We start from the raw sequence: 16,977 nt of genomic DNA, 5'->3' as shown, positions 1-16,977 counted from the left end.
ATATTATGAGTCTGGATTTTCTTGATTTTGAACAGCCAATTGCGGAATTAGAGGCAAAAATTGACTCTTTAAAAGCCGTCAGCCGTCAAGATAACAATTTAGAGGTCAACCTCGATGAAGAGGTTGCTCGTTTACGTGAAAAAAGTGTTGAACTGACACGTAAAATCTTCTCTGATCTGGGTGCTTGGCAAATTGCTAAACTCGCTCGTCATCCACGCCGCCCGTATACATTGGACTACATCTCTCGCATTTTCACGGACTTCCAAGAATTAGCGGGTGATCGTGCTTATGCTGATGACAAAGCCATAGTCGGTGGCTTGGCGCGTTTAGATGGTCGCCCTGTGATGATTATTGGGCACCAAAAAGGGCGCGAAACGAAAGAAAAAATCCGTCGTAATTTTGGTATGCCAGCCCCTGAAGGTTACCGTAAGGCACTGCGCCTGATGGAACTGGCTGAGCGTTTTAATCTGCCTATTATCACTTTCATCGATACCCCGGGCGCATACCCAGGTGTTGGTGCAGAAGAGCGTGGTCAATCAGAAGCGATCGCGCGTAACCTACGTGAAATGTCACGTTTATCTGTTCCCGTGATTTGTACAGTCATTGGTGAGGGCGGTTCTGGTGGCGCGTTAGCCATTGGTGTGGGTGATAAAGTGAATATGCTGCAATACAGCACTTATTCGGTTATTTCCCCGGAAGGCTGTGCATCCATTTTGTGGAAAAGTGCAGACAAAGCCCCATTAGCGGCTGAAGCGATGGGCATTACAGCGCCGCGCCTGAAAGAGCTAAAACTGATTGATAACGTGGTCTCTGAGCCTTTAGGTGGTGCGCATCGTAACTATGATGAAATCGCAGCTCACCTAAAAGCACGTATCACTGAAGATCTTAACGAATTGGAAGTATTAGATGCAGAAGCATTGAAAAACCGTCGTTATCAGCGCTTGATGGAATACGGTTATTGCTAATTTTTAGCGATTCATAGATTAAATAAAACGGGAGTTTGCTTTTGCCAACTCCCGTTTTTTATTGAATGTTATTAATATTCACCCGCAAATAATAAAAAATAGGTATTAAAGTGCGACAATATAATTATTTAATTTATGCCTTTTCTTGCGTGCTGATTTGGAGTTTTATCCCTATCGTTTCACGCTTTGGGCAAGATGGGATGGATAGTTTTCAATTTTTATTTTGGTCAAACCTTATTTCGGTCATTGCTGTTATTAGCGTGGCATTAGTATCAGGCTATACGCCTGCTAAATTGTTTATTTTGCCGCGTGACATTGTAGCCAAAGTTTTTGTTCTTGGGTTTCTGGATTGCCTTTTCTATTTGCTGTTGTACTACGGTTATTCCATTGAAAATGGGATTGCTGTTTTGGTGATCCAATATAGCTGGCCACTGATTATTATTCTTTTATCGGTAGTGCTATTGAAGGACAGATTGTCGGGGCGGCAAATTATCGGGGTTATGGTTGGTTTTATTGCTGTTATCATCACCTTCACGAAAGGGCAAATAACCCAGTTGTACGTGGATAACCCAACGGCGTTATTATTGGTCTTTAGCGGAGCATTTTGCTTTGCTTTAATGTCAGTATTTTCACGCCAATATTCTATTGATCCGTATATTAGTACGGTTTGGTTATTTATCTTCTCGACATTAACTTCCTTGGTTCTCCTGTTGTCTTTGAGTGAAATGCAGTTACCATCTCAAGGCGCATTTTGGCCGACGTTGATTAATGGGGTACTCATTAATGGCGTGTCGTATATCCTGTGGTTTAAAGCGATGAATACGGGGAACTCGACAAAAATTGCCTCAGTAGTATTTTTATCACCGGTATTATCGGTATTGTGGTTAGTGTTACTTTTAAGTGAGCCATTTGAAATTGCATATATTATTGGGGTCATGTTAGTTATTATTTCAGGTGTTTTATGTGTTGGTGCAAAACGTCGCAATCAACAATAGTCAAAAAGGGTAAACGTATGGTGCAGCAATCATCCATGATCATCGAGCGAGTACGCGAAAAAATCGGTGATTATACAAAAATACTTGTTGGGTTTAGTGGCGGGATTGATTCGACAGTATTGCTGCATGCGCTTTATCAACTCAAGAAAAATCATAATTCGCGATTAATTATCCGAGCAATCCATATTCATCATGGTTTAAACAAGAGAGCAGATGCTTGGGAACAACATTGTGCGCAGTTATGCCAACAATGGCAGATCCCTTTTGTCTGCCACCATGTATCTGTTGACCCAAGCGAGAAAGGTATTGAGGCAGCAGCACGGGATGCCCGTTATCAAGCTTATCGTGAAGAACTTGAAATCAACGAAGTATTGGTAACCGCTCAACATCTTGATGACCAAGCGGAAACATTTTTATTAGCGTTAAAGCGTGGAAGTGGCCCTGCGGGGTTATCATCGATGCCTGAATCCTTGCCTTTTATCGGGAAATGCGGGCAAACTCAGTTGCTGCGCCCATTATTAACGGTCTCTCGTGTTGATTTAGAAGCTTACATGCAAGCGCAGCAATTGCCATGGGTGGAAGACGATAGCAACCAAGATGACCGCTATGATAGAAACTTCCTTCGGTTGCATATTTTACCGCGTTTAACGACACGTTGGCCGTATATTTCCAATGCCATTGCGCGCAGTGCATCGCTATGTGCTGAGCAAGAATCGTTACTGGATGAATTATTGCAGGAAACCCTTGAAGGGATGATGGATTACCGTGGTGGTTTGTTTATTGATGAACTGCAAAATTGTTCTGTCGCAAAGCGTAACGCGTTGATCCGCCGTTGGATTGGGTTACATCAGCTTCCGATGCCACCTTTTAACCAATTAGAGCGCATCTGGCAAGAAGTGGCGCTTGCGCGGCAAGATGCCGAGCCTGTTTGTCGCTTAGGGTTGGTTGAAGTTCGCCGTTACCAAGGCGCCTTGTGGGTGGTTTCTCGTATTGAAAACTTAGCAGGGCAGCAATATACGTGGTCATATCCCGCCACATTTGAACTGCCTGAATCCCTTGGTCGATTACAGGTTATGGAGGGGCAAGGGCAAATTCGCCCCCCAGAGCCTGATGAAAAAGTGACTGTGCGTTTTGGTTTACAAGGCACGCTCAATATTGTGGGGCGGCATCGTTCAAGAAGCAGCAAAAAAATATGGCAGGAACTAGGGGTTGCACCGTGGATGCGAGAACGTATTCCACTGGTTTATTATAACGATCAATTGATTACAGCGGTGGGGTGTTTTATCACACCAGAAGGTTTTATTGGCGATGAACTAGTTGGGATAGCGATAGATTGGCAGCAAGAGTCGAGGTTTCAGAGCGATTTCTAAAACAAGAAACCCCTTATGACTGTGACCATCATAAGGGGTAAGAAGGACTCAAATCGTGAGCATTAGTGAGAGTGGTCGACAACGATTGTGCCGATTTCTGGATGACTGAAGGAGTTAATGCAATCCAACCGTAGCTCCTTTGTGCCCTCTTGTGTTTCAACAATCAGGTACTCGACTTTTTTTCGTAGAAGCAAATCACTGGCCTGCCCTTCAATATTCTCGCCGTCATTAAGTTTTATTTGCAACTTCAACTGACGTTGGCATGCGATTTCTAGATATTCGTAATCATCACAATTGATAGGTTGATATTCAGTATCTGTAGACATATTCCCTCACCACTGTGTTAGTGGCGGTTATTGCCGCCTTGAACATGTTGTATCAAGCAAAAAAATGCTTAGTACGATAATAGCACAGTAATTTTAATAACTATAATCGCTACTGGATGAAAAAGACAATTCTTATTCATCAAATTAATGCGTGGCATTTTTTATCAGTTATGTCCGAATTATCTTACTGTTTCCATTTTTTTATGACTTGAGATGCTATGATGTTTCATATTGGTAAACGAGTTAAAAACGAATAATTTCAAGGGAAGTCTCATGAAAAAATCACTATTGTTAGTCTTAATGGCGGTTGGCGCGGTGACGTTAGCAGGCTGCCAAAGTGGTGCGAAAAATACCAGTGCAGTTCCTGTTGATCAAGTTTACACTGGTGTATTGCCTTGTGCAGATTGCTCAGGCATTGAAGCAACATTGTTAGTGGATCAAGATGGCAGTTATGTCGAACAATTGATTTACTTGGGAACAAAAGACGGCAACACAGGCTTCCATGAAGCGGGTAAATGGAGCATTGAAGGCAATAAATTGCGTACAACAAATCCAAAAGGCGAAAGCACCTTTTTTGCTAAAGCTGACAATGGCGAGTCCGTGACTTTACTGGATTTAGACGGTAACCCGATTGAAACAGAACTGAATTATACGTTAAACCGTGTTCAACCGAGTAAAAAAGTGGGCCAATATCGTTATATGGCGGATGCCGCTGTCTTTACTGAGTGCGAAACTGGGCGCCAATACGCTGCATCGGGTATTGAATTAGAAAAAGCCTATGGGGAAACGGGGGTTGACGGCGGAACGCCTGTTTATGTTGAGGTTGAAGGTTATTATACCGTTCGTCCGTCAATGGAAGATGGTCAATTTGACTCAGCATTCGTTCAAACAGGGCAGATTAAATTCGATAAAACGGCGTCTTGTAAATAATTTAGACTGTATTTTTCCTCTAAAAAGCTCAATAGAAATATTGGGCTTTTTTATTTAACATCTTAAAATCTCAACAGAAAACCACTTCCTCTATTTCTTTGCGCCTCTCATACTCTTTTTTTTGATATCAGTATAACTTTTTTGTTGTCGCAAAATATTTGCTTGTTTTGTGAAGACTGTCATAGCGGTTGGTCAATCAGAGACAATTAATGATAACAATGAAATATCGTAAACTAAGGGAAGTCCGTATACTTCATTCAACTAGAAATAATTTTAATTTTTAGTTTATTGATTTAAAAAAAGCCGCAGCCTGTAAAAAAAATTTATAAATCTAAGCGGTAACTAAAAAATAGAACGAATCAAAGGATAAGGAATGAAGAAGAAAAATATCTATTTATTTTGTTCTGCTGGCATGTCGACTTCATTGTTAGTCAACAAAATGAGGCAACAGGCAGAAAAGTACGATGTACCCGTCAATATAGAAGCTTTTCCAGAAAGTTTAGCAAGTGAAAAAGGTGTTGATGCAGATTTGGTTTTACTCGGCCCACAAATTGCTTGGATGTTAACGGATATTCAAAAAATACTGCCAAATAAACCCGTTGAAGTGATTGATTCATTGTTATACGGCAAAGTTGATGGGCTTGGGGTATTAAAAGCAGCCGTTGCCAGCATAAAAAAACAAACAGCAAATTAAAATTAGAGAGCTACTTCTACTCAATAATAACTCCATCAACATTGGCGCTATTCATTGCAGATTAGCCTAATCAGAATGGAGCACACTCAAAAAATCGAGGGTATTTTTATGAGTCTTGTTATTACTTCGCTTGAAAAGGTACTTCTGCCCTTCGCAGTTAGATTGGGAAAGCAACCTCATGTTAATGCAATAAAGAATGGTTTTATTCGAATTATGCCACTGACGTTAGTCGGGGCAATGTTTGTACTGATTAATAATGTATTTTTAAGCTTTGATGCAGGGTCGTTCTTTTACTCATTGGGCGTGAGATTAGAACCATCAACAATAGAAACATTAAATGGATTTAAAGCGATTGGGGGAAATGTTTACAACGGGACGCTCGGTATTATGTCCCTCATGGCGCCTTTTTTTATCTCCATGGCATTAGCGGAAGAGCGAAAAGTTGACCCATTAGCCGCAGGGTTACTGGCAGTCGCTGCTTTTATGACAGTAACACCTTATGAAGTTAATGGCGCTTATGCTGTTGGTGCAAATTGGTTAGGCGGCGCAAATATCATTTCGGGTATTATTTTAGGGTTAGTTGTTGCCGAAATGTTTGCATTCATTGTTCGTCGTAATTGGGTAATTAAATTACCTGATAGCGTCCCTCCTTCTGTTTCCCGTTCATTCTCTGCACTTATTCCGGGTTTTATTATCTTATCGATAATGGGGATTGTGTCATGGGCGCTTTCGAGTGGTATCAGTACTAACTTCCACCAAATCATTATGGATACCGTGTCGACACCGCTCGCATCAATGGGGAATGTCGTTGGCTGGGCTTATGTAGTCTTTACATCGTTACTGTGGTTCTTTGGTATTCACGGTTCATTAGCCCTGACAGCCTTAGATAGCGGGATCATGACTCCATGGGCACTGGAAAACGTCTCGTTATATGCGCAATATGGTTCTGTGGATGCGGCGATTGCTGCGGGTAAATCTTTCCATATGTGGGCAAAACCGATGCTTGATTCCTATGTCTTCCTAGGGGGAACAGGGGCGACATTAGGGTTAATCATTGCCATCTTTATTGCTTCACGCCGTGCAGATCACCGCCAAGTTGCAAAACTAGCATTACCAGCGGGTATATTCCAAATTAATGAACCGATTATTTTTGGATTACCTATCATCATGAACCCTGTCATGTTTATCCCATTTATTCTGATCCAACCTTTATTGGCGGGAATAATGGTAGCAGCGTATTCTTTAGGGATTATCCCACCGGTGACCAATATTGCACCGTGGACAATGCCGACAGGCTTGGCGGCTTTCTTCAACACTAACGGAAGTATTGCAGCACTATTACTTGCTTTATTTAACCTTGGTGTTGCTGTACTGGTTTATCTGCCATTTGTGGTGATTTCGAATAAAGCCCAAAACACGATAGACGAAGAAGAAAGTGAAGAAGATATTGCCAATGCACTGAAGTTTTAAAAAACGGAGGAGCTTGCTCCTCCCATCTAAGTAGAGATAAAAATATGTTTGAACTCGATGATATTCAAGAAGATGAAACTAACGAATTAGAAGAAGTTGTCATGGGCTTAATTATTAATGCAGGTCAGGCGAGAAGCTTAGCTTATACCGCATTAAGAAAGGCTAAAGAGGGTGACTTCGTCACAGCAAAAAGTTTAATGGAGCAATCTCACTCTTCTTTGAATGAAGCACATAAAGTACAAACTCAGCTCATTGAAAGCGACATGGGGGAGGGGCGAATTAAAGTCAGTTTAGTCCTCGTCCATGCTCAAGATCATTTAATGAATGCCATGCTAGCGCGCGAATTGATTACTGAATTAATTGAGCTACATGAAAAATTAAACCATTAAAAGGGGATAATGATGCAGACACAGATGAATAGAACCGACACTAATGCTGAAATTAAATTAGTTCAAGAAAGCGAACTGTTTAACAATAAAACCTTTCATGTCTTTATTTATAATAAAGTTGAGAGCGCAAGTGGACTGCATCAACACGATTATTATGAATACACGATTGTATTAACAGGTCGCTGTTATCAAATTATTAATGGGAAAAAAATATTATTAGAGCGTGGGGATTTTGTTTTTTTGCCTATTGGTTCATATCACGAAAGTGCTTATGACTTTGGTCCAACACGGATATTAAATGTTGGAATTAGTAAATCATTTTTTGATAAACATTATTTGCCATTATTACCAAGCTGTTTTGTTGCATCACAAAGCTACCCATTAAAAAATGAATTTATGGCTTATATTGAGTCCGTTATTGCCTCATTAAATTTTAGAGACAGCGAGTTTAATGAGTTTATTGAGCTAGTCACATTTAATGTCGTCAACCGTTTACGCCATTTTCGCGAAAAGAGTTTACAGGATGATGCCCCTCAATGGCTTAAGAGCACACTTGAAGATATGCATGATATTGCGATGTTCAGTGAAAGCGCACTACAAAATATGATCACCATGACGGGAAAATCTCAAGAGTATTTAACGCGAGCGACAAAACGTTTTTATGGCAAAACACCCATGCAAATTATCAACGACATCCGAATTAATTTTGCTAAAAAGCAATTAGAAATTACCAATTATTCGATCACCGATATTGCATTTGAATCCGGTTACAGTAGCCCAAGTTTATTTGTGAAAAAATTTAAAGAATCAACTTCACTAACACCAAGTGATTACCGGAAAAATTTATACAGTGTTGAGCAAAAAATGGTGGGTTAATTAGCATTAGGTAAACTGAATTTCAAAACGTTCTTAATTAAACAATTCAAGCATAACCATCTTTTTTAATAAAGATGGTGTGCCTTTCTATGTCTATTGTATAAGGTTCTATGAGGTTAATATGACTCAGAAGTTAAAAGTTGTCACCATTGGTGGTGGTAGTAGCTATACACCTGAATTACTCGAAGGTTTTATTAAACGTTACCATGAACTTCCGATAACTGAGTTATGGTTGGTGGATGTTGAGGAAGGCAAAGAAAAATTAGATATTATTTTTGATTTATGTGAACGCATGGTTAAGCATGCAAACATCCCATTAAAAATAGTGAAAACACTGGATAGAAGAGAAGCACTTAAAGATGCTGATTTTGTGACTACACAGTTGAGGGTTGGCCAGTTAAAGGCTCGCGAAATTGATGAGTCTATTCCATTAAAACATGGCTATTTAGGCCAAGAAACCAACGGTGCTGGTGGGTTATTTAAAGGTTTGCGTACCATTCCTGTTATTTTTGACATTATTAAGGATGTGGAAGAAATCTGCCCTAATGCTTGGGTGATTAATTTTACTAACCCAGCAGGGATGGTGACCGAAGCTGTTTACCGACATACTAATTTTAAGCGTTTTATTGGTGTGTGTAATATTCCGATTGGCATGAAAATGTTTATTACAGATGTTCTTAATCTGTCAGACAAAGATGAGTTATCCATCGACTTATTCGGTTTAAACCACATGGTTTTTATCAAGGATGTGATAGTTAATGGCATCTCTCGTTTTGATGAGCTATTAGATGGTATTGCTTCAGGTACATTAAGTGCTAACTCAGTAAAAAACATCACTGACCTTGCGTTTGAAGAAGGGTTAATTCGCAGCTTAAATCTAATCCCTTGCTCTTATTTACTGTATTACTTTAAGCCAAAAGAAATGTTAGCTATTGAGCTGGGGGAATATTATAAAGGTGGTGCTCGAGCTCAAATCGTGCAAAAAGTTGAACATCGGTTGTTCGAGCTTTATAAGGACCCATCACTCGATGTGAAACCTAAAGAACTTGAATTACGTGGCGGTGCCTATTATTCAGATGCGGCTTGTGAAGTCATTAACGCTATTTATAACAATAAAAATACAGAACATTACGTTAATATCCCACATCAGGGACATATTGATAATATTCCCGAAGATTGGACGGTGGAGATGACTTGCTTACTGGGACGCGATGGTGCAAAACCACATCCACGAGTAACGCATTTTGATGACAAAGTACTTGGATTAATTTATACCTTAAAAAACTTTGAAATTGCCACTAGCCAAGCGGCTGTAAATGGTCAGTTTAATGATGTATTACTGGCAATGAATTTAAACCCATTAATTCATTCAGATAAAGATGCGCGTTTAATTTCGAAAGAATTACTTATCGCCCATAAAAAACACCTGCCGAACTTTGCGAAAGCAATACAGCAACTTGAGCTGGAAGGTTAATGAGTTAAATCATTTATAGCACTAAGGGAGAACAAATGGCTTCATTACTTATTGTGAATGCCGATGATTTTGGATTATGCGAAGCGGTTAATTACGGCATTATCGAATCTCATCGTAATGGGGTTGTTAATTCAACGAGCGCAATGATGAATATGCCTGCCATATCCCATGCGGCTAAATTAAGTCATGAAAATCCGAATTTAGCGGTGGGAATGCATTTTGTTTTAACGGCAGGTAAGCCTTTTTCATCAATGCCAACGCTCACTCGAGATGGAATGTTAGGTAAATGGCTATGGGATATCGATATTCATGATTTACCTTTGTCTGAGATTGAACAAGAGCTGAATCTACAATATCAAAAATTTATCGACATTTTTGGCAAAAAGCCCAGCCATATTGATAGCCATCATCACGTGCATATGATTGAAGGTATTTTTCCAATTGTCGTGGGTTTTGCACAAGAACAAGGTGTTGCAATGCGTGTTGATCGTCAATTAGAGAAAAATTGGCCGCCATTATCATACCAAGTGGCGAGCACTGATTGCTTTAGTAGTGAGTTTTATGGCGATAAAATATCAGAAACGTTATTTTTGAAGATTATCGATGAAGCCAAAGCACAAGGGCATCGCTCTATTGAAGTCATGAGCCATCCTGCTTTTATTGATAATGCATTATTAAAAAGCAACTACGCTTATCCACGTTTAAATGAATTGGAAGTATTAACATCGGAAAATTTAAAATCACAAATCGCTGCACGTGGTTTTAAAATCGGTTCGTACCGAGATATTTAAAGAAAAAAGCCCAAATTCAATATGACTAGAATTTGGGCTCTATTTTTTGGCTTTTAACCTAACTTATTTGCCGAGCTTACCTTTAAGGAAGCTAACGACATTTTCTAAACCAACCAATTCTTTATCATCACTGCGGCGTGATTTATATTCAATCTGGTTATTATCTAAGTTACGGTCACCAATAACGATGGTGTATGGAACGCCAATCAGTTCCATATCAGCAAACATTACACCAGGGCGTTCTTTACGGTCATCGAAAATTACATCAATACCGTTTGCTTTTAAGTCAGCATACAGTTTCTCAGCAACTTCTTTTACGCGATAAGATTTGTGCATATTCATTGGTAAAATAGCGACTTGGAACGGTGCAATCGCATCCGGCCAAATAATTCCACGATCATCATGGCTTTGCTCAATAGCAGCTGCAACGATACGCGTCACACCAATACCATAACAACCCATGGTGACGATTTGGTTGTGGCCTTCTTCATTTTGGACAGACGCTTTCATGGCTTCTGAATATTTGGTGCCTAATTGGAAAATATGACCAACTTCGATACCGCGTTTAATTTGCAGCACGCCTTTACCATCTGGGCTTGGGTCACCTTCGACCACATTGCGCAGGTCATAAGTCTCAGGTAAGGCTAAGTCGCGCTCCCAGTTGATGCCAAAGTAGTGTTTTCCATCAATATTTGCACCCGCGCCGAAGTCACTCATCACAGCAACGCTACGGTCGATAACAATTGGTAATGGCATATTGATAGGGCCTAATGAACCTGGGCCTGCATTCACAGCATTTCTAATTTCAGCTTCTGTTGCAAACTCTAGTGGGCTAGCGACTAAAGGATGTTTTTCCGCTTTAACTTCATTTAATTCATGATCGCCACGGATCAATAATGCCACTAATGTATGGCCTGAATCTTTTTCAGCATGAACGATAAGTGTCTTAACTGTTTTTTCAACAGGTAAGTTAAATTGCTCTACCAATTCAGCGATTGTTTTTGCGTTTGGTGTATCCACTAAACGCAGTTCTTCGGTTGGCGCTCCACGTGGTGTGGTTGGCGCTAACGCTTCTGCAAACTCGATATTCGCCGCATAGTCAGACTCAGTGGAGAAAATAACGTCGTCTTCACCATTTTGTGCTAGTACTTGGAATTCGTGAGATGCACTACCACCAATTGAGCCGGTATCCGCTTGAACTGCACGGAAATCAAAGCCAATACGTGTGAAAATTTTGCTATACGCTTCGTACATTGCATCATAGGTTTCTTGCAATGATTCTTGGCTAATATGGAAAGAGTAAGCATCTTTCATAATAAATTCGCGTGAACGCATGACGCCAAAACGCGGGCGAACTTCATCACGGAACTTGGTTTGAATTTGGAATAAATTCAATGGCAGTTGTTTATAAGAGGTGATTTCGTTACGCACTAAATCAGTGATCACTTCTTCATGGGTTGGGCCAAGAACAAATGGGCGCTCACCACGGTCAACAAAACGCAGCAATTCAGGGCCATACTGTTCCCAACGTCCACTTTCTTGCCATAAATCTGCGGGCTGAACGACGGGTAAAGATACCTCGATAGCGCCTGCATTTTCCATTTCCTCACGGACGATGTTTTCGACTTTACGCAGAACACGCACGCCTGTGGGTAACCAGTCATACAGACCAGAAGCAAGTTTACGGATCATTCCTGCACGCAGCATCAGCTGGTGGCTGATAACTTCTGCATCCGCAGGGGTCTCTTTTAGAGTTGAGAGCAGATATTTGCTAGTACGCATTGTATAGGTTCCATTAGAACAACAAATTATGGCAAGCCGCTTGCTTACCAAAGTATATAGAGAGCTAGTCTACCAGCGACTGAGATTCGCCAAAAGGGGTTAACACGTTTTTTCGTAAGGTTCGATAGCGAATACTTCAGTCACACCATTAATCACTCGCCAACGAATATTAAAATCTAATAAATGAACTGCATAGTCACGAATTTCAGTCGATTGTTTTTTATACGCTGGACGAGGGTCTTGCATTAAAACTTGTTCAATAAATTGCTTTAGCGCAGGGTATTGATGTTGATAAGACACTAATTGATTTTCAACGGCTGGCGTGAATATAACCTGCATATTATCTGAAGGCGCATCTTGAGCATATCCCGCGGTGGCCTTTGGTATTGCTTCAGCAAAAGGCAAATAAGGTTTTATATCAATCACAGGTGTGCCATCAACCAAATCCAGGCTACCAAGCTCGAGTATAGCTTGGTTATTTTTTATAGAAACCCCTCTTAATTCAACAAGGGACATACCAATTGGATTTGGTCTAAATGTTGAGCGTGTTGCAAATACACCCATTTTGTCATTACCGCCAAGCCGAGGTGGACGAACTAAAGGTTTCCAGCCACCTTTCATCGTTTGATGAAAAACAAAAATTACCCAGATATGGCTAAATTGCGTTAAGCCACGAACAGTATTAGCATCATTAAAAGGGGAGTGGAGATGTAGGCGTCCTGCACCACCTGGAACAAGCCCAGGTTGGCGCGGGATGGCAAACTTTTCTTTATATGGCGATTCGATATACCCAATAGTCTCAAATTGAAAAGATTGCATATGGCGGTTATTCAACAATTTTTAATGCGCTACCTTCACAAATCGTTGCTTGATAACAACCTGGAGAGGTCATTGTCTGGCACTGGTGTAAAAGGACGGCATCAGCAGCAATAAAAGCAGCTTGAGATAACATACTGTTTTTCGCTGTATTTAGATTTGCAGGAGGGCTTTGAACGCTTTCTCTGCATGACTCACCAGAAACAATACCTAAATCTTTGAAAGGCATTCCCAAGAGTTCTTCTGGGCTATTCATTAATTTAACATTTGCTGTTTCAGGTTCTTCAGTCACACTTGGCACAGGTTTAGACAATTTCATACTGGTGAAACCTTTGTTTGCCCCTGGACTCGTGTATTGGTTAATCCCACACCCAGCTAACGTCAACGCCGCTAAGGTGAGCAATAACAGTCTCATAAGTTATTACCTTTCTTATATGATTCAATAAAATATCGTTATTTTTATAGTCTATAAATTGCAAAAAATACTAGGTGGCATAGAGCCACCTAGTATTTTAATCGTTTTTTTAATAATAAAAAAGATTACCAGCCTTTAACTGCACCACCATCGAAGACTTCGTTAGCTTTGTTAGCAACTTCATCTGATTGATAAGCTTGGATAAATTTCTTCACATTTTCGCTATCTTTATTATCTTCACGAGCAACAATAATATTTACATATGGAGAATCTTTATCTTCAACAAATAAACCGTCTTTTGCTGGCGTCAGTTTAGGTGTTGCGCTGCTTGCCCAAGTGGTGTTGATGATAGCTAAAGCAATTTTTTGGTCATCAAGAGCACGTGGTAATTGTGGCGCTTCTAATTCAACAAATTTCAGATTTTTTGGATTCTCAACAACATCCAGAACGGTTGGCATTAAACCTGTGCCATCTTTTAACTTAATTAAATTTTGTTGTTGTAGCAGCAGTAAAGAACGACCTAAGTTGGTTGGGTCATTTGGTAATGCGATTTGTGAACCGTCAGCTAATTCGTCAACAGATTTGATTTTTTTAGAGTAAGCAGCAATTGGGTAAATAAAAGTATTGCCCACTGGTACTAACTTATAGTTACGATCTTTAATTTGTTGGTCAAGGTATGGCTTGTGTTGGAAGGCGTTTAAATCGATATCACCTTTGCTTAATGCTTCGTTTGGTAATACGAAATCATTAAATGAAACCAGCTCAACATCTAAACCGTATTTTTCTTTAGCAACTTTCTGTGCGACTTCAGCAACTTCTAACTCTTTGCCCATGATCACACCAACTTTAATGCTGTTAGCATCTTTTTCTTTTTCGCCACAACCCGCTAAAACGAGTGTGCCTAATAGCGCGCCGACAACAGCGATAGATTTTAACTTAATAGACATTGGTAGTACCCCTTTCATTCGGACTTTATAAGCACCCTAACGGCGCCGCTATTTTACTGACTATCGATGTGAAACTTTTTTCATTAAGTATTCGCCACCAAACTGGATTGCGTTTACTAAAATGACAAGAAGAACAATAACGGTATTCATCACAACAGGGTTATAGGTTTGGTAACCATATTGCAGTGCGATTTGACCTAAACCACCGGCGCCGACTGCACCGCCCATTGCGGAATATCCAACTAACATAATTAAAGTAATGGTTGCTGCGTTAATCAGGCTAGGCATTGCTTCAGGGATCAAAATTTTACGGATGATCTGAAGCGGAGTTGCCCCCATTGCTCGTGCTGATTCAATTAAACCACTTGGAATTTCTAATAGCGCATTTTCGACCATACGTGCAATAAATGGTGCTGCACCAATGGTTAACGGTACGATTGCAGCTTTTAAACCAATGGTTGTACCCACTAAAAATGACGTTAATGGAATAATCCAAACGAGTAAAATAATAAATGGTACTGAACGGAAAATATTAATTATAACGGCAAGCGCACGATATAAACCGACATTTTCCATCACTTGGTCTTTACGCGTAATATAAAGTAAAACACCTAGTGGTAAGCCTAAAACAAAGCCCAAAAAGCCAGAAACAAAGGTCATTGTGATAGTGTCGATGGTGCCGTTAATCAGCAAATAAATCATTCTCTCAGACATAACCCAAAACCTCTACTTTCACGTGGTGCTCTTTCAAAAATTCAATTGTGGACTCAACACCACCATTAATGCCATGCAGCTCCGCTAGCATCACACCAAATTTCACGCCGCCTGCGTAATCAATCTGAGAGCTTAAAATATTAATATCAATATCAAACTTACGTACAGCCATCGAAATTAGCGGCGCATCAACGGATTGGCCTGTAAATTCTAATTTCACTAATGGCGATAAATCTTTACCTGCTTCAGTGCTCATGCGCTCTTTATAGTCATCTGGAATATCAATAACTAATGTTGACTGAATAAAAGCCTGCGCAACTGGTGTTTTCGGGTGAGAGAACACTTCGCTCACTTTATCTTGCTCGATTAATTGACCGCCACTAATTACTGCGACTTGGTCACAAATACGTTTTACGACATCCATTTCGTGAGTGATTAATAAGATGGTCAACCCTAAACGGCGGTTAATATCTTTTAATAACTCTAAAATTGAGCGTGTGGTCGCAGGGTCTAATGCACTCGTCGCTTCATCACACAGTAAAACTTTTGGCGAATTAGCTAAAGCACGTGCGATTGCAACACGTTGTTTTTGTCCGCCTGATAAATTAGCAGGATAAGCATCTTTCTTTTCGCTTAAGCCGACTAAATCTAGTAGCTCATCAACGCGTTCTTTAATTTTTTCTTTAGGCGTATTGTCCAGTTCCAGTGGCAGTGCCACGTTATCAAACACAGTACGCGAAGATAATAAGTTAAAATGTTGGAAAATCATGCCAATACCGCGACGTGCTCTCGTCAACGCTTTTTCTGTCATTGAGGTTAAATCTTGTCCATCAACAACAACTTGGCCTGATGTTGGGCGCTCTAGCATGTTTACGCAACGAATTAAGGTGCTTTTACCTGCACCTGAAGCACCAATAACGCCATATATCTGACCAGCAGGCACATGCAAGCTAATATCAGTCAATGCTTGAATGCTACGGCTTCCTTGCTGGAAAACTTTATTTATATTTGAGAGCTTTATCATTTATGTTTTCTAACTTTTATCTGAATTGTTCTTTAGATAGTGTATCTAATATGGTTGGATGTTAAGGCGTCTAGACGTCTAAGTCAACAAGGATTGTGCGATTTATTCTATTCTCATTTCATTTCTTTTCGTGAGATACTAAAAAGATATTCAGTTTGAGGAGTAAACAGGTGAGTAACGGGATACCAGCAGTCTTTTTAGACAGAGACGGAACAATTAATATCGACCATGGCTACGTACATAAAATAGATGACTTTGAATTTATTGAAGGCGCTATTGAAGCCATGTTGGAATTAAAGAAGATGGGTTATGCATTAGTGGTTGTCACAAACCAATCAGGTATTGGTCGTGGCATTTATACCGAAGACCAATTTATGCAGTTAACTGAATGGATGGACTGGTCACTTGCGGATCGTGGTGTTGACCTAGACGGTATTTACTTCTGCCCACATCACGCAGAGTCTGATGTAGAAGAATATCGCCAAGACTGCAATTGCCGTAAACCAAAACCGGGTATGTTATTAGATGCACAGTCTTTCTTAAATATAGATATGGCTGCTTCTATAATGGTAGGCGATAAACTTGCTGATATTTTAGCGGGTAAAGCCGCAAATGTCGGAACAACAGTGCTGGTTAAAAGTGGCGAACCTGTGACAGAAGAAGCAATGAATAGTGCTGACTTTGTGGTTAATAGCATTGCAGACCTGCCAGAAACGCTAAAAAGAATTAAAAAATAGCCATTTTGAGTGATAAGCGAGCAGTCGGAAAAAAAGTTTTAAAAAACACTTGCCAGATTTTTCTGACTCCCTATAATGCGCATCCACTGACCGGGAACAAGACAACGCAAAGCGCGATGAACACTGAAACGGCAGCGAGAGATTCTGAAAAGAAAAAGCAAAAAATCGCTTGACTCTCCATGAGGAAAACGTATTATACGTCACCTCGCAGCAACGACCCAGAAGGTCAAATTTCAATACGAAATGCTGCAACGCTCTTTAA

Annotated in this window: 18 protein-coding genes; 11 read left to right on the top strand and 7 right to left on the bottom strand. The window is 40.2% G+C overall.

Features of this window, described 5'->3' with window-relative positions; translation table 11 throughout:
• Positions 1-5: 5 nt before the first annotated feature.
• The 3 genes from accA to tilS all read left to right on the top strand — a co-directional run bounded on the left by accA (position 6) and on the right by tilS (position 3,330).
• Entirely contained in the window at positions 6-965 is a 960-nt protein-coding gene (gene accA, locus AC4IFO_RS15940) for an acetyl-CoA carboxylase carboxyl transferase subunit alpha (RefSeq protein WP_219244375.1), read from the top strand.
• A gap of 110 nt (positions 966-1,075) precedes the next feature.
• Complete coding sequence (locus AC4IFO_RS15935; RefSeq protein ID WP_490735800.1) at positions 1,076-1,960, top strand: DMT family transporter; 885 nt, start codon at positions 1,076-1,078, stop codon at positions 1,958-1,960.
• 17 nt (positions 1,961-1,977) lie between these two features.
• Positions 1,978-3,330 carry a tRNA lysidine(34) synthetase TilS gene (gene tilS, locus AC4IFO_RS15930; protein ID WP_490735798.1) on the top strand — a complete coding sequence of 451 codons (1,353 nt, stop codon included), beginning with the start codon at positions 1,978-1,980 and terminating at the stop codon, positions 3,328-3,330.
• A gap of 62 nt (positions 3,331-3,392) precedes the next feature.
• On the opposite strand, the gene rof is transcribed toward tilS, so the two are convergent.
• Positions 3,393-3,656 carry a Rho-binding antiterminator gene (gene rof, locus AC4IFO_RS15925; protein WP_490735796.1) on the bottom strand — a complete coding sequence of 88 codons (264 nt, stop codon included), beginning with the start codon at positions 3,654-3,656 and terminating at the stop codon, positions 3,393-3,395.
• 273 nt (positions 3,657-3,929) lie between these two features.
• Between rof and nlpE the strand changes: the two genes are divergently transcribed.
• The 7 genes from nlpE (at position 3,930) to chbG (ending at position 10,280) form a co-directional block, all read left to right on the top strand.
• On the top strand, positions 3,930-4,586 hold the full coding sequence (gene nlpE / locus AC4IFO_RS15920; protein WP_490735794.1) for an envelope stress response activation lipoprotein NlpE: 657 nt from the start codon (positions 3,930-3,932) through the stop codon (positions 4,584-4,586).
• Positions 4,587-4,959: 373 nt separating this feature from the next.
• Positions 4,960-5,280 carry a PTS sugar transporter subunit IIB gene (locus AC4IFO_RS15915; RefSeq protein WP_206083764.1) on the top strand — a complete coding sequence of 107 codons (321 nt, stop codon included), beginning with the start codon at positions 4,960-4,962 and terminating at the stop codon, positions 5,278-5,280.
• 108 nt (positions 5,281-5,388) lie between these two features.
• On the top strand, positions 5,389-6,750 hold the full coding sequence (chbC, locus tag AC4IFO_RS15910; protein ID WP_219244371.1) for a PTS N,N'-diacetylchitobiose transporter subunit IIC: 1,362 nt from the start codon (positions 5,389-5,391) through the stop codon (positions 6,748-6,750).
• A 44-nt stretch (positions 6,751-6,794) separates the two neighbouring features.
• The gene (gene chbA / locus AC4IFO_RS15905; protein ID WP_490735792.1) at positions 6,795-7,139 is read left to right on the top strand and encodes a PTS N,N'-diacetylchitobiose transporter subunit IIA; all 345 of its coding nucleotides are present in this window, start codon (positions 6,795-6,797) and stop codon (positions 7,137-7,139) included.
• A 9-nt stretch (positions 7,140-7,148) separates the two neighbouring features.
• A complete protein-coding gene (gene chbR / locus AC4IFO_RS15900; RefSeq protein ID WP_490735790.1) occupies positions 7,149-8,015 on the top strand; it encodes a transcriptional regulator ChbR in 867 nt (288 codons plus the stop codon).
• Positions 8,016-8,136: 121 nt separating this feature from the next.
• Positions 8,137-9,489: a 6-phospho-beta-glucosidase gene (locus AC4IFO_RS15895; RefSeq protein ID WP_490735788.1), complete on the top strand. Its 1,353-nt coding sequence runs from the start codon at positions 8,137-8,139 to the stop codon at positions 9,487-9,489.
• A gap of 35 nt (positions 9,490-9,524) precedes the next feature.
• Positions 9,525-10,280, top strand: coding sequence for a chitin disaccharide deacetylase (gene chbG / locus AC4IFO_RS15890; protein ID WP_490735786.1), 756 nt, complete (start codon positions 9,525-9,527; stop codon positions 10,278-10,280).
• Between the two features lie 63 nt (positions 10,281-10,343).
• Here the strand turns inward: chbG and proS are convergent, their stop codons facing one another.
• The 6 genes from proS to metN form a co-directional block, all read right to left on the bottom strand.
• On the bottom strand, positions 10,344-12,062 hold the full coding sequence (gene proS, locus AC4IFO_RS15885; protein ID WP_490735784.1) for a proline--tRNA ligase: 1,719 nt from the start codon (positions 12,060-12,062) through the stop codon (positions 10,344-10,346).
• A gap of 99 nt (positions 12,063-12,161) precedes the next feature.
• Entirely contained in the window at positions 12,162-12,881 is a 720-nt protein-coding gene (tsaA, locus tag AC4IFO_RS15880) for a tRNA (N6-threonylcarbamoyladenosine(37)-N6)-methyltransferase TrmO (RefSeq protein ID WP_490735782.1), read from the bottom strand.
• 7 nt (positions 12,882-12,888) lie between these two features.
• Positions 12,889-13,293 carry an Rcs stress response system protein RcsF gene (rcsF, locus tag AC4IFO_RS15875; protein WP_490735780.1) on the bottom strand — a complete coding sequence of 135 codons (405 nt, stop codon included), beginning with the start codon at positions 13,291-13,293 and terminating at the stop codon, positions 12,889-12,891.
• Positions 13,294-13,418: 125 nt separating this feature from the next.
• A complete protein-coding gene (locus tag AC4IFO_RS15870) occupies positions 13,419-14,240 on the bottom strand; it encodes a MetQ/NlpA family lipoprotein (protein WP_219244363.1) in 822 nt (273 codons plus the stop codon).
• 60 nt (positions 14,241-14,300) lie between these two features.
• Positions 14,301-14,954 carry a methionine ABC transporter permease MetI gene (gene metI, locus AC4IFO_RS15865; protein ID WP_206083774.1) on the bottom strand — a complete coding sequence of 218 codons (654 nt, stop codon included), beginning with the start codon at positions 14,952-14,954 and terminating at the stop codon, positions 14,301-14,303.
• Positions 14,947-15,978 (bottom strand): methionine ABC transporter ATP-binding protein MetN, encoded by a 1,032-nt coding sequence (gene metN / locus AC4IFO_RS15860; RefSeq protein ID WP_219244362.1) that lies wholly within the window; start codon positions 15,976-15,978, stop codon positions 14,947-14,949. The genes metI and metN overlap by 8 nt, the downstream gene beginning before the upstream one ends.
• Before the next feature lie 170 nt (positions 15,979-16,148).
• Between metN and gmhB the strand changes: the two genes are divergently transcribed.
• Entirely contained in the window at positions 16,149-16,715 is a 567-nt protein-coding gene (gene gmhB, locus AC4IFO_RS15855; RefSeq protein WP_490735777.1) for a D-glycero-beta-D-manno-heptose 1,7-bisphosphate 7-phosphatase, read from the top strand.
• Positions 16,716-16,977 lie beyond the last annotated feature (262 nt).

The sequence above is a fragment of the Providencia sp. UF-224 genome, assembly GCF_058245955.1.
The sequence above is the reverse complement of the archived record's forward strand: the minus strand, read 5'-3'. Positions and strand labels throughout refer to the sequence as shown.